This is a genomic window from Desulfolithobacter dissulfuricans (assembly GCF_025998535.1).
Classification (GTDB): Bacteria; Desulfobacterota; Desulfobulbia; order Desulfobulbales; family Desulfobulbaceae; genus Desulfolithobacter; species Desulfolithobacter dissulfuricans.
In genome coordinates this window covers 2,410,836-2,429,105 of the sequence record NZ_AP024233.1, presented here as the reverse complement: position 1 = coordinate 2,429,105, position 18,270 = coordinate 2,410,836, and the positions used below count along the sequence as shown (strand labels likewise).

General features: G+C 58.7%; 14 protein-coding genes and 2 pseudogenes. 11 read left to right on the top strand and 5 right to left on the bottom strand.

The window, feature by feature from the left end; genetic code table 11:
- Positions 1–56: 56 nt before the first annotated feature.
- Positions 57–1,829, bottom strand: coding sequence for a phosphohexomutase domain-containing protein (locus tag GF1_RS10730; RefSeq protein WP_267926549.1), 1,773 nt, complete (start codon positions 1,827–1,829; stop codon positions 57–59).
- Positions 1,830–2,207: 378 nt separating this feature from the next.
- Between GF1_RS10730 and ppsA the strand changes: the two genes are divergently transcribed.
- Positions 2,208–4,658: a phosphoenolpyruvate synthase gene (gene ppsA, locus GF1_RS10725; RefSeq protein ID WP_267926548.1), complete on the top strand. Its 2,451-nt coding sequence runs from the start codon at positions 2,208–2,210 to the stop codon at positions 4,656–4,658.
- A 752-nt stretch (positions 4,659–5,410) separates the two neighbouring features.
- Here the strand turns inward: ppsA and GF1_RS16235 are convergent.
- From GF1_RS16235 to GF1_RS10715, 4 genes and pseudogenes are all read right to left on the bottom strand, one after another.
- Positions 5,411–5,533 carry a hypothetical protein gene (locus tag GF1_RS16235; protein WP_326491549.1) on the bottom strand — a complete coding sequence of 41 codons (123 nt, stop codon included), beginning with the start codon at positions 5,531–5,533 and terminating at the stop codon, positions 5,411–5,413.
- A gap of 51 nt (positions 5,534–5,584) precedes the next feature.
- Positions 5,585–5,671 (bottom strand): annotated as a pseudogene (locus tag GF1_RS16515) (hypothetical protein); the annotation flags it as partial.
- 125 nt (positions 5,672–5,796) lie between these two features.
- A pseudogene (locus GF1_RS16510) lies at positions 5,797–5,931 on the bottom strand (mechanosensitive ion channel domain-containing protein); the annotation flags it as partial.
- A 584-nt stretch (positions 5,932–6,515) separates the two neighbouring features.
- Positions 6,516–6,710, bottom strand: a complete 195-nt coding sequence (locus GF1_RS10715; protein ID WP_267926547.1) for a Trm112 family protein — start codon at positions 6,708–6,710, stop codon at positions 6,516–6,518.
- Between the two features lie 370 nt (positions 6,711–7,080).
- Between GF1_RS10715 and GF1_RS10710 the strand changes: the two genes are divergently transcribed.
- The 10 genes from GF1_RS10710 to GF1_RS10665 all read left to right on the top strand — a co-directional run bounded on the left by GF1_RS10710 (position 7,081) and on the right by GF1_RS10665 (position 18,265).
- Entirely contained in the window at positions 7,081–8,112 is a 1,032-nt protein-coding gene (locus GF1_RS10710; RefSeq protein ID WP_267926546.1) for a molybdopterin-binding protein, read from the top strand.
- Positions 8,113–8,132: 20 nt separating this feature from the next.
- Complete coding sequence (locus GF1_RS10705) at positions 8,133–9,941, top strand: delta-60 repeat domain-containing protein (RefSeq protein ID WP_267926545.1); 1,809 nt, start codon at positions 8,133–8,135, stop codon at positions 9,939–9,941.
- Positions 9,942–10,953: 1,012 nt separating this feature from the next.
- A complete protein-coding gene (locus GF1_RS10700; protein ID WP_267926464.1) occupies positions 10,954–12,009 on the top strand; it encodes an IS110 family RNA-guided transposase in 1,056 nt (351 codons plus the stop codon).
- 678 nt (positions 12,010–12,687) lie between these two features.
- Positions 12,688–13,149, top strand: coding sequence for a type II secretion system major pseudopilin GspG (gene gspG / locus GF1_RS10695; protein ID WP_267926544.1), 462 nt, complete (start codon positions 12,688–12,690; stop codon positions 13,147–13,149).
- Positions 13,150–13,225: 76 nt separating this feature from the next.
- Positions 13,226–13,747: a prepilin-type N-terminal cleavage/methylation domain-containing protein gene (locus GF1_RS10690; RefSeq protein WP_267926543.1), complete on the top strand. Its 522-nt coding sequence runs from the start codon at positions 13,226–13,228 to the stop codon at positions 13,745–13,747.
- A 23-nt stretch (positions 13,748–13,770) separates the two neighbouring features.
- Entirely contained in the window at positions 13,771–14,205 is a 435-nt protein-coding gene (locus tag GF1_RS10685; protein ID WP_267926542.1) for a type IV pilus modification PilV family protein, read from the top strand.
- Positions 14,202–14,921: a PulJ/GspJ family protein gene (locus GF1_RS10680; protein WP_267926541.1), complete on the top strand. Its 720-nt coding sequence runs from the start codon at positions 14,202–14,204 to the stop codon at positions 14,919–14,921. The genes GF1_RS10685 and GF1_RS10680 overlap by 4 nt, the downstream gene beginning before the upstream one ends.
- A complete protein-coding gene (gene gspK, locus GF1_RS10675) occupies positions 14,918–15,880 on the top strand; it encodes a type II secretion system minor pseudopilin GspK (RefSeq protein ID WP_267926540.1) in 963 nt (320 codons plus the stop codon). Before GF1_RS10680 ends, gspK begins: the two co-directional genes overlap by 4 nt.
- Positions 15,881–16,169: 289 nt before the next feature.
- Positions 16,170–17,729 carry a type II secretion system protein GspL gene (gene gspL / locus GF1_RS10670; RefSeq protein ID WP_267926539.1) on the top strand — a complete coding sequence of 520 codons (1,560 nt, stop codon included), beginning with the start codon at positions 16,170–16,172 and terminating at the stop codon, positions 17,727–17,729.
- Positions 17,729–18,265, top strand: a complete 537-nt coding sequence (locus GF1_RS10665) for a type 4a pilus biogenesis protein PilO (protein WP_267926538.1) — start codon at positions 17,729–17,731, stop codon at positions 18,263–18,265. Before gspL ends, GF1_RS10665 begins: the two co-directional genes overlap by 1 nt.
- Positions 18,266–18,270: the final 5 nt, after the last annotated feature.

Sequence of the window (18,270 nt, the reverse complement as noted above, 5' to 3'; positions counted from 1 at the left end):
GTCTTTGTCGCCATCGGCGGCCACAGGGGAGCCCCTACCGGGTAGACGTTGAGACTCTATGACAACAGACCGATTTCGGCAAGCATGGATTTTGCCGCTTCGACAAGAAGTGGCGTTTCTGCCCTGTTTCTGGCTTCCACGTAGAAACGAACCTTGGGTTCCGTACCTGAAGGTCGGATCATGATCCAGGCATTGTCTTCAAAGATCATCTTGCGTCCGTCGATGGTAATGACTTCCCTGATTCTCTTTTCTTCCTCACCCACCCGGATGGTTGTGCCGACATCATATTTTTTCAGCTGGTCCAGGGCCCGGGTCAGTTCCTCGCCCTGCAGGGTTACCGCCACTCCGTCCCGGGCCGGAAAATAGGAGCCGAACCGCGCTTCGATTTCCCTAAGATAGGCCCCCAGGCTCTGCTTCCTGGTCTGCACCATGTCCAGGGCCAGGAGCAGGCCGATAAAGGCGTCTTTTTCCGGGGTGTGACCGATGATGGAAATACCGTCGGACTCTTCAAAGAACACCAGGGCCCGGCCGATCACCGGCTTGAACTCCTTGAAACCCACCCGGGGCTCAAAAACCTCCTCGCCAAAGGACTTTGCCAGGGCATTGGCCAGGTTGCTGGTGGCAACGGTCTTGGCGACCATACCCTGTTTGCCCTTGATCTCGTGGAGAAAATGGTAGGCCATGGCTCCGAACTGGTTCATGGAAATCTCGATCTCGCCGTCGGTGAACCGGATCCGGTCCCCATCCGGATCGATCACCGCCCCCACCTTGAACGGTTCTGTCCGCCTGCCAAGGAGCTCCATGGTGGGCTGCATGTTTTCCGACGACGGTTCCGGGGCGATGCCGCCAAAGGTTACGTCGGGGGTGTCGCGCAGGACCGTGAGTCGGTCGTCTGCCTTCGGCACACTGGTGTCGGGATTGCCCAGAAGCGGCCGGATATAGTTGCGGGCTGCACCGTGGACAGGATCGACCACCACGGCCACCTCCTGGTTTTCGGCAAAGGTGTGGAGAATGGCTTCGTAATCCAGTCCGTGGCGGTCCCGGTTCCTGCGGACCAGGTTCTGCCAGCTGGCCAGGGCATCTTCCCGGACGACCCCGGGCAGCTGATCCAGCGGTCGCTGCAGGTCCAGATCGTCGGGGATGAACTCGCTCTTTCCGGTTTCGATGATACGCCGGGCCTGCTCGGTGATCCGGTTGGTCAGGATCGGTGCGGCCGGGCCGGCATCGGCTCCGTTGTACTTGAAACCGCCATACTCCAGGGGGTTGTGGCTCGGAGTCAGGTTGATGGAAAAGGCAGCCCGGCGCTCAAGGACCGAGGCGGAAAGGATGCCGGTGGTGGCCTCGCCGGCATACAGAATCCGGATGTTGTTGGCCGCCAGTACGTTCATGGCCGCCAGGGCCAGCAGTTCGCCGCCAAACCGGTTGTCGAACCCCACCACGCAGCCCCGCTCCTGCATCTCGGTAAAGTCAGCCACCCCGAGGGCCTCGCGCAGGGCAACGTTTTTTTCAGCCTCCCGGTACAATTCCAGAATGGCGGCAGTGACAAAGGCCACCGAACGGATGTTGAGGTCCTTGCCCAGGATGCCCCGCCAGCCTGAGGTGCCGAAGGTGACCGGGTTGCGTGGTCTGTCCCTGCTGGTCAGGATCTCATCGCGCAGGAACTCGTAGACGCGATCGATGGCTGCCTGCCACCGGGCCCGTTCCTCCGTATCCTCTGCCCGGTTGCGTCCGGCCACCAGCTCCCTGATGGCGCCAAAATAGTCGCTTTCGCGGTGCTCCGGTTTGACATGGGTGGCAATGATCCGGTCAATTGTCTGCAAAATATCCATCTGTTTCTCCCGGCTGTGAAGGCTGGTGACTGGTGCGGGAAGCGGGTTGTCCCGGCTTTCGATCTGGCCCTGGTTCTCTGGTTTTTCGTTGGAACGCAGGCGATCAGCGGAAGGTACGTCTGGTATCTGCTCCATGTTCGGGCCGCTGGTCGCGCTGGGTAATATAGCCCTTTGCCTGCCGGATGGCAAATAAATGAGCGGAGAATCGCGATTTGCCGGCCGTCTTTCAGGGTTGTGCAATCACGTGATTTATGACGTTTGGGTTGACCTAAAAGCAAAAATTTTATAATTAGGGAAGGATATAGAAAAAAGACAGGCGTTCCGGCCGTCCTTTTGAAGTCACAATCTATGTATTTAATCTGAGAGGGAGAGAAACACATGGGAGCACCGAACGAAAAACTTATCCTCTGGTTCGAAGAGATCGGTATCGAGGATGTGCCGATAGTTGGCGGAAAGAACGCCTCCTTGGGAGAGATGTACCAGCATCTCACTTCAAAGGGCGTCAAGGTACCCCACGGGTTCGCCATCACCGCCTATGCGTACCAGTACCTGCTCAAGGAAGCCGGTGTGGAACAGGCCATCAGGGACGCACTGGAAGGACTTGATACCCACGATCTGCGCAACCTGCAGGAGCGTGGCGAAAAGGTTCGGAATATCATTCGCAATGCCGAGTTTCCCGATGATCTCCGCCAGGCCATTATCGATTCCTACCGCAAGATGGAAGAGGAATACGGCGAAGGTCTCGATGTGGCTGTCCGTTCCTCGGCCACGGCCGAGGACCTGCCCGACGCCTCCTTTGCCGGCCAGCAGGAGACCTACCTCAACATCCGCGGCCCCGAGGCCCTGATCGACGCCTGCAAGCGCTGCTTTGCCAGCCTCTTCACCAACCGGGCCATCTCCTATCGGCATGACAAGGGCTTTGGCCAGTTCGATGTCTATCTTTCCATCGTGGTCCAGAAGATGGCCCGCTCCGATGCGGCCAGTTCCGGCGTCATGTTCTCCATCGACACCGAGTCCGGCTTCGAGGATGCGGTTTTCATCACCGGTGCCTGGGGCCTGGGTGAAAACGTGGTCCAGGGTGCGGTCAACCCGGACGAGTACTATGTGTTCAAGCCGACCCTCAAGCAGGGCAAGCGGCCCATTGTCGGCAAGCGGGTGGGAACAAAGGAAATCAAGATGGTCTATAACGACGATCCGGGTGCCGACGAACCGGTCAAGAATGTGCCGACCACCCCGGAAGAGCGCGGCATGTACGTGATCACCGACGACGAGATCATACAACTCGCCAGGTGGGCCTGCATCATCGAAGACCATTACGGCAAGGGGATGGACATCGAGTGGGCCAAGGATGGTGACGGGGTCAATGTGGGCACCGGCGAGCTCTTTATCGTCCAGGCCCGGCCCGAGACCGTCCACTCCCAGGCCAACAAGAACATGATGGAGACCTATGTCCTCAAGGAAACCGGCAAGGTCCTGGTCCAGGGGCAGGCCGTCGGCGCCAAGATCGGCCAGGGTGTGGCCCGGGTTCTCGAGGACGTCAGCGATATCCATGACTTCAAGGCCGGCGAGGTCCTGGTCACCGACATGACCGATCCCGACTGGGAACCGATCATGAAGATCGCCGGCGCCATCGTCACCAACCGCGGCGGCCGGACCTGTCACGCGGCCATCATCTCCCGCGAGCTCGGTATCCCCTGCGTCATCGGCACCGAGAACGGCTCCAAGGTCATCCAGACCGGCCAGGAAGTGACGGTCAGCTGCGCCGAGGGCGAGACCGGCAATGTCTACGAGGGACTGCTCAAGTACGAAGTCGAGCGGCTCGATCTCGACAACATCCCCGAGACCCGCACCAAGATCATGATGAACGTCGGTATCCCGGAAAAGGCCTTCACCGAGGGCCAGATCCCCAACGACGGCGTCGGCCTGGCCCGCGAGGAGTTCATCATCAACTCCCATATCGGCATCCATCCCCTGGCCCTCTACAACTTCGAGGAGCTCAAGGCCAGAGCCGCCTCGGATCCGGAGATCGCCACCATCGTCGAGCAGATCGAGGCCAGGACCACGGCCTACCCGGACGACAAGAAGCAGTTCTTTATCGACAAGCTGGCCGAGGGCGTGGGCCGGATCGGCGCCGGTTTCTATCCCAAGGACGTCATCGTCCGGTTGTCCGACTTCAAGTCCAACGAGTACGCCAACCTGATCGGCGGCCAGCTCTACGAGCCGGTGGAATCCAACCCGATGATAGGCTGGCGCGGTGCCTCCCGGTATTACGACGACAAGTACAAGCCGGCCTTTGAGCTGGAGTGCATGGCCCTGCTCAAGGCCAGAAACGACATGGGGCTCACCAACATCAAGCTGATGGTACCGTTCTGCCGGACCCCGGAAGAAGGAAAGAAGGTCATTGAGGTAATGCGTGAGTTCGGCCTGGTCCAGGGCGAGAACGACCTGGAGGTCTACGTCATGTGCGAGATTCCCTCCAACGTCATCTCCGCCGATGCCTTTGCCGATGTCTTTGACGGCTTCTCCATCGGTTCCAACGACCTGACCCAGCTGACGCTCGGCCTGGATCGGGATTCCGACCTGGTGGCCCATATCTACGACGAGCGCAACGAGGCGGTCAAGACCATGATCCGCATGGTGATCGACACCGCCAAGCGCCGCGGCCGGAAAATCGGCATCTGCGGCCAGGCGCCGTCGGACTTCCCGGATTTCGCCACCTTCCTGGTTGAGTGTGGCATCGACTCCATGAGCCTGATCTCCGACACCATTGTCAAGACCAGGCTGCTGGTGGCAGAGAAGGAAAAAGAGCTGGGCATTGCTCCGAACTAAAGGGGTAGCCGACATTGCAGCAATAAAAAAAGCGGGGCTTCTGGCCCCGCTTTTTTTTGACCTGCCGGCCAGCTCAGGTTTACCGTTACCCTGGTTCCTCCGCTCTGCGGTGAACCATCCCCTTGGAACGGCCCTCCGGGAGGCAGACGATTCAGCACACCGCTCTGCGGTGTAGGAGACCGGTGCCCCTGAAACGACATGTCTTCTGCTGCCATTCGTCACCATGGATACTGTCTGGAGCAACGGATTAAGGCGGGAAAAAAGACGATGGGCGTTATACCGCGGAGCGGTATTCCAGGCTCAGTGGCTTTGATCTGGCTTGGGAAAAAGGACGTTCACCGCGGAGCGGAGGAACGAGGGGTTGGGGGCACTCTGCTGTTCTGGTTCCACAGCTCCGCGGTGTACCGAGAATATTTCCGTATCCGTGCCCGTGCTCGTGCTCGTGAACGAATCAGAGAGGAATTCGTGTACGTGTACGTTAACAAGCACGGGCACGGGGTTGAACCGGGAGTATCCTCTCTCCCGGGCAATATCAGTCAGCAGGGGGTGATTGGGTTTCCGTCACCGACGATCCGTAACCCATCACAGGGTTCGCACCAGACTGATATTTCATGGAAAAAAATGTAAGGCCTCTCAGGCGCCTCATATTTGAGTAGTCGTGGCTGGCCGCAGGTAAGCGACCGGAGGGAGACTCCGATAGCCCCCTCTATGCGGACAGACGCGACCGCTCAAAGATGGGGGCCTGTGAAGCCTTACGACGATCCTTCCTGCCCCTTGATATGAATATCCCGCTGCGGAAAGGGGATCTCGATGCCCTTGTTCCTGAAGGTGGAGTGGATCATCTTGAGCAGGTTGTGAGTTTCCAGCCCCTTCATGGACGGGTCCCGAACCCAGACCAGGAGCTGGAAATTGATCGATGACTCACCAAAGGAACGCACCCGCACCCGCGGTTCCGGTTTTTCCGCCAGTGCGGTGTTGGCCCAGGCCACTTCCAGAAGGGTCTTTTCAACCATCCGCAGATCGCTGTCATAGGCAACTCCCACATCGATCCTGATCCGGAACCGGGGCTGGGGGCTGATTCGTTGACGATTTTTGAGTTGGCCATGATGGCGTTGGGGATGGTGATCATCACATCGTCGCGGGTCCTGATCTTGGTGGAACGGATGCCCACCTCCATCACCTCGCCACGCTCGGTGGCATCCAGAATAATATAATCGCCCACCTTGTAGGCCCGGTCGGCAAAGACCGAGATGCCGCCAAAGAAATTGGCCATGGTGTCCTTGGCCGCCAGGGCCACGGTGATACCGGCGATACCGGCCGAGGCAAAGAGCGGGGTCAGGTTGACATCCCAGATGAGCAGGCCCCAGAGAATGCCGGCAAAGATCACCAGCACCAGGGAGATGTTGCGGACCAGGTAGAAAATGTCCTTGCCGATATTTCGCTTTTCCAGCCATTCCGCCAGGTTGATCTCGTTTAAGTGGTAGATCTCCTTGATAAAGGCGCCCCACCAGAGAATAAGCGTCAGGGTCTTGATCAGGTTGGGGAGCACCGTGCTCCACGGCGAGGGCAGGTCCGGTGGCAGGGTCAGGGCATGCATCAGGCCCAGGAGGATGATCGAGCCCTGGATAGGTTTGTGGAGAATGGAGATGATCTTGTCATCGGTGGCAAAGGGTGTGGAGGCGGCCAGCCGTTTGAGCAACTTGTCGATGAAGAGATCGGCCAGCTTGGCAAGCAACAGGTAGATGCCGATGACGAGTAGCCGCTGGAGCAGGTTATACTGGTTGAGTTCCTTGAGAAAATAAAGGGCCTGGTTCCAGGCAACCTGAACAAAGGTTGAAAAATCCATACAGATCCGAGTCAGGAGCTTTCCGTGGAGGTACCGTTTCTCTTCAGGGGCCGGGCCTCGTCGATGAGCATGATGGGGATGTCATCACGGATGGGATAGATCAGGCTGCACTGGCTGCAGATCAGACCATCTTGTTTCTCGGTCAGGGAGACAGGTCCCTTGCATTTGGGACAGGCGAGGATATCGAGCAGTTCTTTTTTTATCATGGCAATACCAGAGTTCCTTGTGTTGACGGGTTTCCTGAAAGGTCGTATAAACCAGCATAGCCTGCCGGTTTTTCGGCAATGTTTTTCGCTTTTGCTCCGGGCCTCCCCCGGTGTTGCCCGGCTGCGGCCAGCCGCCCGGCAGACTGCATATTAAGCTGGTTTTCTTCCAAATTGCAACGATAGGGTACTTTGAAAAAATAGGATTTTCACTCAATATCAAGGCATGGGAAAAATTTTACCGCAGGCATATACCTGATATTTCGACGATAAAATTTTGAGCATAACGCAGAAATCGCAGAACGATCGAGTCGTCCGGCTGGGTGAAAATACAATTTTTCAAGGTGCCCGATAACGATTGAAAGGCTCATTCATGATCACCAAAAAAACCATTCCTGTAGATCAGGCCGTGGGCATGGTCCTGCCCCACGATATCACCGAAATAGTCAAGGATGAATTCAAGGGCCGGGCCTTTAAAAAAGGTCATATCATCCAGCCCCGGGACGTGGAACACCTGCGCCGACTGGGCAAGGAAAACATCTACGTCCTGGAACTGGGCCCTGGCGAAATCCATGAAAACGAAGCCGCGGCCCTGCTGGCTGAAGCCCTGGCAGGGGAGGGGACACAGTACAGCGACGACGTGGTGGAGGGCAAGATCACTATCAAGGCAGCCTGCGACGGGCTGCTCAAGATCAACCGGGAAGCGCTCCTGGAACTCAACCTCCTGGGTGAGGTCATGTGTGCCACCCTGCACGACAACACCCCGGTCAAGAGAGGCGAGCAGGTGGCAGCCACCCGCCTCATCCCCCTGGTAGGCGAGCGGAGACTCGTTGATCAGGCGGTGCGGATTGCCGGCGGCGGAGAAAAAATCATCCGGGTGCTGCCCCTGAAAAAGGTCCGGGCCGGACTGGTGATCACGGGCTCTGAAGTGTTTTACGGTCGAATCGAAGACAAGTTCGAGAAGGTCCTGCGGACCAAGCTTGCGAAACTTGGCTCCGAGGTCGGCATCGTTCGTTTTGCCCCGGACGATCCGCAGCAGATTGCGGCCGAGATCCAGGCCTGCCTGGACAGTGGTGCCGAGTTGATCGTCACCTCCGGCGGCATGTCCGTTGACCCCGATGATGTGACCCGGCTGGGCATTCGTGAGGCCGGGGCGGAAGACATGGTCTACGGTTCGCCTGTCCTGCCCGGGGCCATGTTTCTGGTCTCCCGCATAGGCCAGGTACCGGTGCTTGGCCTGCCGGCCTGTGGCATGTTCCACAGTATCACTGTGCTCGATCTTCTCCTGCCGCGTATCCTGGCCGGGGAAACTATCGGCCGGCGGGAACTGGCCGACATGGGCCACGGGGGGCTTTGCCGCAACTGTAAAAAATGCCAGTACCCGGTCTGTCCCTTCGGTAAGTGAGGATATCCCGGGAAAACGTGATGCTCCGTGGCCACTTTTTTTGCCTCTGTCTACTGATAGTGCTGCTGGTCCTCACCGTTCTTCCGACTTGGGCCGGACCAGGCTTTCGGCTCGATTCCAGCTTCGGAGCCGACGGGCGAATCGCGGTCCAACTGGGGATGCACGGCGCCAGGGCCCATGCGGTGGTGGTCCAGCCGGATGGAAAAATCCTGCTCGGTGGCTTTTCCGCCAACGCCACCCGGCGCGATTTCGCCCTGGTCCGGTTCAATCCGGACGGGACCCTTGATCTGGAATTTAACCGCGACGGCATGGTGCTCCTGCCGGTGGCCAGCGGCGGTGCGATCCAGGCCCTTGCCCTGCAGGCCGATGGCAGCATCGTTGCAGGTGGTTATGCGGAAAACGGCCTGGACCGGGATTTCGCCCTTATCCGTTTGCGGTCAGATGGCAGCCTGGATCGCCGGTTCGGAAACCAGGGGTTGGAGATCACCCCGGTGGGCAATGGCGACGACGAAATCGGCGCCCTGGCCGTGGACCAGGAGGGCGCTGTGTTGGTGGCCGGGACAGTTTCCGGAACCGCAGGTGACGTGGTGGCGCTGGCACGGTATCGCCCTGACGGTCGGCTCGACCCGGGATTCGGTGCCCGGGGCATGATCCTCGCGGGTGTGGGGCAGGAGGCCCTGGCCCAGGACCTGCTGGTCCGGGAGGATGGTCGTCTGCTGGTGGTGGGTTCGTACCGGGACGGGAGTCAGACCGGCGTTCTGCTGGCAGGTTTTCTCCCTGGTGGTCAGCCAGATCCCGATTTCGGCGATCAGGGGCTGGTCATGTTTGCCCGCCATGGGGAGATTTTCGAAGGGTACGGGGCGGCCCTGCTCGGGGACGGTTCCATCCTGGTAGCCGGTTCCACGGGCAGCCCTGGAAAGCGCGATGCGGCCCTGTTCCATTTCCTCGTTGACGGCCGGCCCGATCCGTCGTTTGGCAGGGACGGGGTCCATGTCATCCAGGCCTCTGGTGACGACGATGTGCTCTACGACCTGGCAGTGGACGGTGACAGGCTTGCCGCCAGTGGCTGGCTGGCCGCCGGATCCGGACGGGATTTTCTTCTGCTTACTTCCACGCTGGAAGAACTTGTTTCCATACCGCCGAAAAAGACCGCTCAACAGGGCAAAAAAAACCGTTCATGGCTCCGGATACGCGAACTGGTGGTGCAGAAATCTCTTCCCCCTGCCTTTGTTCCCGCCGCTCCCGAGGAGGGCACACTGTTTCAGATCGCGACTACCTCTTTCGGGGACGGCGAGGATATCAGTTATGGTGTGGCCATGCAGCTGGACGGCAAACTGGTTGTTGTCGGCGGTATGGGAACAGGTCAGAACGCGGAATTTGCCCTGGCCCGCTACGAGCAACCGCCCACATCCCTGAAACTTGCGGATCGGGATGAGGCCATGGCCGCAGGGCCGCAAAACCAGACCTCGGAAGGAGGCAAAGAACCAGCCCAGGATTCCACCTCCATGGATTCCTGTTTCATCGCCACCGCTGCCTACGGTTCCCTGTGGCATCCGTACGTGACGATCCTGCGCACCTTTCGCGACAGGTACCTGCTGCCCCATGCCCCGGGACGCTGGCTGGTTCAGACCTACTACCACCATTCTCCCGCCCTGGCCCGGCTGATTGCCGGCAATTCCGTCCTGCGCCAGCTCACCTGCGTCCTGCTCCTCCCCCTGGTAGGCTTTGCCTGGCTGCTGATCCACCTCGGTATTCCAGCCTTTGCGGTTTCTCTCCTCCTGCTCATCACCTGGCTGATCCGCAGTTCCTTCCGCCGCCAGGCCGTGTGACTCCCACCCCCTCGTTTTTTTGTCCCGCCATATTCCGTAGCTCCAGACAGCACCATGGTTACGATGGCAGCAGAAGACATACCGTTCCAGGGGCACCTGTCTCCTGCACCGCAAAGCGGAGGAACCAGGGCACCAGAGTATCATATCCTCGTTTTTACTCCTCGTTCCTCCGCTCCGCGGTGAACGACCTTTTCCCAGGCCCGATCAAGGCCACTGAGCCGGGCATACCGCTCCGCGGTATAACGCCCAACGTTTTATTGTCCCGCCATGCTCCAAGTTCCAGACAGCACCATGGTTGGGAAACGGCAGTGGAGACATGTCGTTCCATTGGTACCTGTCTCTTACACCGCGGAGCGGTGTGCTGAATCGTCTGCCTCCCGGAGGGTTGGTCCGAGGCGCTGGTTCACCGCGGAGCGGAGGAACCAGAGTAACCAAGATATCTCCTCGTTCCTCCGCTCCGCGGTGAACGACCTTTTGCCAGGCCCGATCAAAGCCACTGAGCCGGGCATACCGCTCCGCGGTATAACGCCCAACGTTTCATTGTCACGCCATGCTCCAGATCTCCAGACAGCACCATGGTTGGGAAACGGCAGTGGAGACATGTCGTTTCATTGGTACCTGTCTGCTGCACCGCAGAGCGGTGCGCCAAGCCAGTTCCTCTGAGGGACGTTCCGTACCAGTGGTTCACCGCAGAGCGGAGGAACCAGGGTGTGGCCCATTCTCCTCGTTCCTCCGCTCCGCGGTGAACGTACGCCCTCCCGAACCCGATCAAAGCCACTGAGCCGGGCATACCGCTCCGCGGTATAACGCCCAACGTTTTATTGTCACGCCATGCTCCAGATCTCCAGACAGTGCCATGGTTGGGAAACGGCAGTGGAGACATGTCGTTCCATTGGTACCTGTCTCTTACACCGCGGAGGTAAAATGAGAAGGCTGATTCCCCGCGAGCTGTGTTATAAACACGCTCAAGAATAACCGCAGTCGAATGCTGCACAACCTGGGAGAACCAGCCATGCACAATGTAACAATCGGAATGGACCTTGGCGATAAAAATCATGTTATCTGTATTGTTGATCATGCAGGCCGAATCGTGCGTCGAGATACGGTTACTAATACCAGAGAGGCGTTGAGTGAGTTTTTCTCACCCCATAAAGGGGCAACTGTTGCCCTTGAAGCCGGTACCCATTCGGCCTGGATCAGCAGGCTGTTATCCAGGCTGGGCTGCCATGTTTTGGTTGGCAACCCTCGTAAATTACGCGCCATCTGGGACAGCAACGATAAATCAGATACCAGAGACGCTGAAATGCTGGCCCGCATAGCCCGGATGGATCCTGATCTGCTCTATCCGGTCAACCACAGGGGCGAACAGGCCCAGATTGATCTGGAGATATTGCAGGCCAGGGATGTCCTGGTGAGGAACCGCTCCAGCCTGATCAACCATGTTCGTGGCAGTGTCAAGGCGCTGGGATATCGCCTGCCGGGATGCAGCGCAGACAGTTTTCACCGGCAGGCAGATGAACATCTTCCTGAAGACTTACGTGGCGCTCTGGAGCCTGTATTGACAATTATCGGCCAGATTACGTCCCAGATCAAAGAATTTGACAGGGAAATAGAGCGTATCAGTGCGGAGCGATACCCGGAGACCGAATTATTGCGGGCCATAAAAGGAGTTGGTCCTCTGACGGCCCTGGCCTTTCTATTAATCGTGGAAGACCCGGCACGATTTGGCAAAAGTAGACAGGTTGGATGTTTTCTTGGCCTGACTCCCCGCCGCGACCAGTCAGGAGAAACCGACAGGCAGCTTCGGATAACCAAAGCGGGCAACCCCTATCTGCGGAGGTTACTGGTCGGTTCGGCCCAGTACATCCTGGGACCTTTTGGAGAGGATTGCAATTTACGAAGATTTGGTCTTCGCCTGGCAGCCAGGGGAGGTAAAAACGCAAAGCGTCGTGCCGTGGTTGCCGTAGCCAGAAAACTGGCGGTACTCATGCATCGCCTCTGGCAGCACGGTGAGATATATGACCCTTTTTACAAACCGCAATCTCGCCCCCTGGCAAAGGCTGCGTAGAAAACCCGGTTGAACCAGAGAGTGAACAAAGGGAAAAAAGGATGTTTTTCCTTCTGTTTCCAAAGGCAGTTGAGAGTTTTTAATATCTCCCTCAAAAAAACGTCCCGTCCGGAAGACTGCGTGACACCGCTCGGTCCGTCATCAGCCAGTGACATATTCAAAGACCGCCGCGGAGGTTGCAGCTTCCACGACGGATTGTACGATGCATCGAGCTTATGGCTGAGCTCTTTATATGAATGCGAATGGAAGCCTGACGTTACAGGGATTTATAAAAAAAATGGTTCGCCACGTCGAACTTTTCTTGACAAGCCTTCTCATGGAAGCGGTGTGCTGAATCGTCTGCCTCCCGGAGGGTTGGTCCGAGGCGCTGGTTCACCGCGGAGCGGAGGAACCAGAGTAACCAAGATATCTCCTCGTTCCTCCGCTCCGCGGTGAACGACCTTTTGCCAGGCCCGATCAAGGCCACTGAGCCAGGCATACCGCTCCGCGGTATAACACCCCTCGTTTTTTTGTCACGCCACGTTCCCAGGGATGCCAGTAAGAGCGAGGCGGAATTGCGAGGTCCCCCGCCCAAGCCCGGTAAAAATATCTGCAAATCCTCTATGGTGTGGTAAGATAGGGGGTAACCTGATAATGGGAATTGACTTGCCGCTTAGGGGCACAACGCAAAGAGGTATCATGTTTTTTTTCAGAAAACACAGAAACGTTTTGCTGTCTTCCCAGGGGTTCACCCTGATTGAGCTGATGGTGGTCATGGTCATACTCGGCATCCTGGCCGGCCTTATTGTGCCGCGAATCATGGATCGGCCCGAGGAGGCCCGTCGGACCAAGGCTGCCATCCAGATTCAGTCCATCGAGCAGGCTCTCAAGCTTTACAAGCTCGACAATGGCCAGTATCCCACCACCGAGCAGGGACTGCAGGCCCTGGTGGAGCCGCCGGCAGTTGGCCGCCTGGCCAAAAACTGGCGCCAGGGCGGCTACCTTGACAAGGGCAGGGTGCCCAAGGATCCGTGGGGTAATGATTTCATCTACATAAGCCCTGGCCTGCACGGCGATTTCGACCTGATGTCCTATGGTGCGGACGGCGAACCGGGTGGCGAAGGCAAGGACGCTGATATCAATAACTGGGAACTGGAATAATCCTTTGATATGGCAGGGAGCCTGTCCCGGGACCATGCGTCCATCTGTCCGCGCTCATAACAGGCTGTTGAAAAATGTGATAGTTTTTCAACGGCCTGATAACGGCTTTACCCTCCTCGAGCTGCTGGTGGTGATGGTGCTCATCGCTATCATGACCGTCTTTGCCGTTCCCAGGTTGTACACTGCCCTGTTGACCGATCCCCTGAAATCTACGGCCCGCAGACTGATCGGCCTGGTGGCGGAAACCAGCCAGCAGGCGGTCCGTTCCTCCCGGGGTTATTATCTCCACCTGGACCTGGGAGAAGGGCGCGTCTGGGCGTCTGCGGACAAAGAACGCAAAAATATCCCCGGGGACCAGGCTGCCCTGCTCCAGCTTCCCGCCCAGGTGCGGATCCGGGACGTTGTCTCGGTGCACGGAGGCCGGCGCAGCGTGGGGAGCACGACAATCTGGTTCAGCCGTAAAGGTTACGTGGACAAAACTCTCATCCACCTGCAGGACCAGGATGGAAACGAAATGACAGTTCTGCTCTCCCCCTTTTTGTCGGTCACCCGGATATTTGGCGACTATCTTGACCTGGACGATGCACAGGTACGGTAAGGATTGCGGAACACGGCTATGAAATGAAGCACAGGCAGCACACCTTGCGCCCCCATCTCTCACCGGGCTTTACCCTGCTCGAGGTCATGGTGGCGGTCGCCATCATCTCCATTGCCCTGGTAACCCTGATCGGATCCCAGTCCCAGAGCGTGTCCCTGGCCGGTGTCTCCCGGGTCACGCTGACGGCCTCGCGGCTGGCCCGGGAAAAACTTACCGAACTTGCCCTGGCCGATGCTGAGAACCTGGGGGCAGAGTCCGGCCGCTTTGACGAGCCTTTTGCCGACTACGGCTGGCAGGTGGACGTGCAACGGCTGGAGGCGGGAAATCTCGGATTCGAAGACCCGGATAACATGCTGCAGGCCGTGGATCTCCTGATAACCCGGGGCGACCCGGCCAGGGTTGTGTACCAGGCCAAAGCGGTGCTGCTCCAGGAACCGCCAGCCGGGGCCATCCAATGACTGCCCGGCGCCAATGCCTGCGTCTACTGTCAGCCAGCGGTGGCATGACCCTGCTGGAGATTCTCCTGGCCATGGCTGTCCTGGCCATGGTGGTTGCCATGGTCTCCCTCTCCCTTTCCGGCAGCCTCGATGCCATTGAAAAAACCCGCACCGAAGGTGAACTCTATTACCGGGCCCAGATAACGCTTGAGCGAATCAGCGAGGATCTCGGTTCGGCTTTCCCGGGTGATGATATCGATTTTGTCGGCACGGCCGGGGAAGGGGACGGGGAGGCGGCCCGGCTTCTGCGTTTTGGTTCCATGGCCCATATTGTCTTTGACCCGGCGCATGAGCTTCCGGGACTGGGGCGGATAACCTACACCCTGGCCCCGGATACTGATGGGACCGGCTTTATCCTCTACCGCCGGGACACCCTGTTTCGTCCCGGAGAGCCGGACAACGCGGATCAGGCAACGGATCCCGGCTTCCGGCTCTGCGATCGGGTGCGGACGCTTACATTTGAATATCTGGACCGGGATGGCGGGGTCCACGACTCCTGGGATGGCGGTGAAGAGACAGGCGCAGAGAACCTGACATCCGGGCTGCCGGCAGCGGTGAACTGTGTTCTGGAGCTGTGGCTTGACAAGGAAAAGGAACGTTTTCTGACCTTTTCTACCCGTATCCTGCTGCCGGCCGGGCTGCTGCAGTTCAAACAGGTCGGCGGAGGGGAAGGATGATGCGGTTGCGGGACCGTTCGGGCATGGCCCTGCTGCTGGCCCTGTTTGCCATCACCTTCCTGGTGGCCGTGACCCTGCAGTTCAACCGGAGCGTGACTTTTCAGCTCCAGGGCGCGGTCCATTTCCAGGAGACCACCCGGCTCGACACCATGCTGCTGGGCGGGCTCAATATCGCCAGGGCCGCGCTGCTCGCCGATCTCAGGCAAAACGATTTTGACTCTCTCCACGATGGGTGGGCCAGTCTGGATCAGGATGAGCTGACCACCCTGTTCTCCGCCGACATGTTTGAGCTTAAGATCAAGGACCTCTCCGGCCGCCTGCAGGTGAACAGCCTGGCCCAGAGCGAGGCCCAACGCCAGATCTGGGTCCGTTTCCTCAGTTCAGGGAAATTTGGTATCGACTCCGTGGATGAGGCCACCGCTCTGGTGGACGCCCTGGCTGACTGGGTGGATCCGGACAGTGAAACCCGTGACCAGGGAGCGGAAAACAGCTACTACGCCAGCCTTTCTCCGCCCTATGGCTGCCGCAACGGACCGGTCCGATACCCGGAAGAATTGCTCCTGGTCCGGGGCATGACAGCGGAGATTTTGTACGGTAATAAAGAACATTCCGGGATTATTGAGTATTTGACCATTACCGGCCAGGAGGGTACAATCAATATTAATACGGCTCCCGACCTGGTCTTAAGGGCCCTGCATCCAGAGCTGGACGAAGAGACCGTGGCCGAGTTGCTCGAATTCCGCCAGGACCCGGACAACCGTGAGCTGCTGGCAGACCCGGCCTGGTACACCGGTGTTCCGGGCATGGAGGGTATCATCCTGCCGGAAAACCTGATCACCATCCGCAGTTCCTGGTTCCGGATCGGGATCCGGGCCCGTTCCGGGGAGATCGAGCGCCAGGGCACCGGTATCCTGCAGCGGCAGGAGAAGCTGAGCCTGGTGTACTGGAAAGTCGAGTGATTTTTTTTATTCTGTGTCAGAAGACCCTGTCCTCAGGGCAGGGTCACAGTTGAACGGCTTTGTCATAAAACGTAAACGTGCTCGTGAACGTACACGTCCGTTGCAACCATCTGCGCTGCGTAGCCCCGGGATTGTCGCCCGGAGGGCGGGGGTCCTGCATCACTATGAAAATAATCAGATGGTGTTCGTTCACGTTGACGTTGACGAGCACGTTCACGAGTACGGGTATGTTTGTAAACCATGCCCTTTGGGAACGGATTATCATGTTACTGCTGGCACCCAGACGATAATGGCAAAGCGCGTACTTGGCCTCGATGTCCATGATGACATGGTGCATGTTGCCGTCATGGAGCAACGGGGTGGGAAGATACGGATCCTCCAGGCGGCGGCCGTCCCGCTGCAGGGAGAGGATCTGGCCGGTGCGCTGACCCAGGTTGGTCTTGAAAAAGCCCGGTCCCGGTGCGCGGTGGTCAGTGCTGTATCACCTGGCAGCTGCAGTTTACGCAATCTCTTTCTTCCCTTTCAGGAGCAGGACAGGATCGCCCAGGTGCTGCCCCTGGAACTTGAAGAACACCTGCTTCTTCCGCCGGAGAGTCAGGTCATCGATTTTCTGCAGACCGGCCGGCGAGATTCAGGCTCTGAACTCCTGGTTGCAGCGCTGGAAAAGCAGTTCCTGCAGACCCACCTCGAAGCGCTCCAGGGCCAGGGTCTTGATCCGCACACCGTAACCCTGCACGGCTTTGCCCTGGCCCACCAGCTCTGCCAGGCCGGCCTGGATGAGGATTTTCTTCTCCTGGACCTGGGCCTTTACTCCACTACCCTGGTCCTCTGCTGTGGCGGACAGGTCGTCTTTCTCCGTCATATTCCCTCTGGCAACAAACTGTTCTCCGGCACTGTGATGGCCATCGAGGGCGCAGAGGTTGCGGTCGAGGATGAACAGGAGGTCCGGGCCTGTGTTGAGCAAATGTGTACCGGGGTCGAACGCAGCCTGGCCTGGTACGGGACGGAAAACCAGGCAACCTGCACTCCCGGGCGTATCCTGCTGAGCGGTCGCCTGGCGGCCGTGGACTGCGTGGTCGAGGCGGTTGCGTCCTGTTTTGCCCTGCCGGCCCAGCGGTGCGAACTCGCCGCTCTGATGGGGGCAGAGTTGAGCGCAGATGTGGAGGACAGCTGGCGGCCCGGCTGCCACGATCACGTCCTGGCCCTGTTTGCCGGGGCCGGAAAAAAATATCCCCTCAATTTCCGCCGCCAGGAGTTCGCCCCCAGGCGACAACTGCTTGGTTCGCGACTGCAGAAGATAGCGGCCGGGCTGGTCGCGGTTGCTCTGGCCGGTGTCGCTGGTTTCATGTACCTGACGGAGTACCGGAGACTACAGGCAACCTATGAGCGGCTGGACCGGGAAATGCGGGCCATCTATCACCAGACCTTTCCCGAAGACACCCGCATCGTCGACCCCTACCTGCAGATGCAGGTAAAACTGCGTGAGGTCCAGAGTCCGGCCACGGTTCCCGCCTTTTCTGCCGAGAAACGGGTGCTGCGGATCCTGGCCGACATTTCCGGTCGCATTCCGGAGACCATCACCTTCCATGTCTCCCGGATGGTGATCGACCAGGAAACCGTGCGGATCAAGGGGGTGACCAACGCCTTCAACAACGTGGACGCCATAAAGAACCGTCTTGGCAGCTCACCTCTCTACGACCAGGTGGAAATCCTGGCGGCCACCGTCGAAAAGGACAGCGGCATGGTCCGATTCGATATCCGCCTTACCCTCAGGTCCACCTTTCCGCCCGCTCCATCCGTGGCGGTGAACCTGGGGCTGCCGGGAAATACCCCTGGGAGGGCTGAGTGATGGCCCTTGGCAGACGGGACAGAACAGCCCTGATGATCGGGGCGCTGGCCGTGGGGCTCTTTGTCCTCCTGCAGTTTGTCGTCTTTCCGCTGGCCGAGAAGCAGAGGCGGCTTGAGCGCGGCATCGCGGTTCGGGAAAAAGCGGTGCAGGAGATGCGGGATATGCAGAAGCGCTACCGGCAGCTCCATGCCCGGGCCAACAGCCTCCATGCCCGGTTGGAAAAACGGTCCCCGGATTTCAGCCTCTTTTCCTTCCTGGAAAAAATGGCGGCCATGACCGGAGTCAAGGAAAGCATCGTCTATATGAAACCCTCCACCATCCAGGGTGACGGGCCCTTCAGGCAGAACATGGTCGAGATGAAACTGCAGGGTATCACCCTGCAGCAGCTGGTGGACCTGCTCAAAATGGTGGAGGCGCCGGAAAATATCGTCGCCATCAAGCGGATCACCATCCAGGAAAACAAAAAAGAGCAGGGCATGCTGGACGTGATCATGCAGGTGGTCACAGTCGAGCGAGCTGCCGGGACAGGAGGATGACCGGG

Excerpts from the sequence above, each read along its gene's own strand:
- GF1_RS10730 (WP_267926549.1), bottom strand. The coding sequence starts at position 1,829 with ATGGATATTTTGCAGACAATTGACCGGATCATTGCCACCCATGTCAAA.
- ppsA (WP_267926548.1), top strand. The coding sequence starts at position 2,208 with ATGGGAGCACCGAACGAAAAACTTATCCTCTGGTTCGAAGAGATCGGT.
- GF1_RS16235 (WP_326491549.1), bottom strand. The coding sequence starts at position 5,533 with ATGAAGGGGCTGGAAACTCACAACCTGCTCAAGATGATCCACTCCACC.
- GF1_RS10715 (WP_267926547.1), bottom strand. The coding sequence starts at position 6,710 with ATGATAAAAAAAGAACTGCTCGATATCCTCGCCTGTCCCAAATGCAAG.
- GF1_RS10710 (WP_267926546.1), top strand. The coding sequence starts at position 7,081 with ATGATCACCAAAAAAACCATTCCTGTAGATCAGGCCGTGGGCATGGTC.
- GF1_RS10705 (WP_267926545.1), top strand. The coding sequence starts at position 8,133 with ATGCTCCGTGGCCACTTTTTTTGCCTCTGTCTACTGATAGTGCTGCTG.
- GF1_RS10700 (WP_267926464.1), top strand. The coding sequence starts at position 10,954 with ATGCACAATGTAACAATCGGAATGGACCTTGGCGATAAAAATCATGTT.
- gspG (WP_267926544.1), top strand. The coding sequence starts at position 12,688 with ATGTTTTTTTTCAGAAAACACAGAAACGTTTTGCTGTCTTCCCAGGGG.
- GF1_RS10685 (WP_267926542.1), top strand. The coding sequence starts at position 13,771 with ATGAAGCACAGGCAGCACACCTTGCGCCCCCATCTCTCACCGGGCTTT.
- GF1_RS10680 (WP_267926541.1), top strand. The coding sequence starts at position 14,202 with ATGACTGCCCGGCGCCAATGCCTGCGTCTACTGTCAGCCAGCGGTGGC.
- gspK (WP_267926540.1), top strand. The coding sequence starts at position 14,918 with ATGATGCGGTTGCGGGACCGTTCGGGCATGGCCCTGCTGCTGGCCCTG.
- gspL (WP_267926539.1), top strand. The coding sequence starts at position 16,170 with ATGGCAAAGCGCGTACTTGGCCTCGATGTCCATGATGACATGGTGCAT.
- GF1_RS10665 (WP_267926538.1), top strand. The coding sequence starts at position 17,729 with ATGGCCCTTGGCAGACGGGACAGAACAGCCCTGATGATCGGGGCGCTG.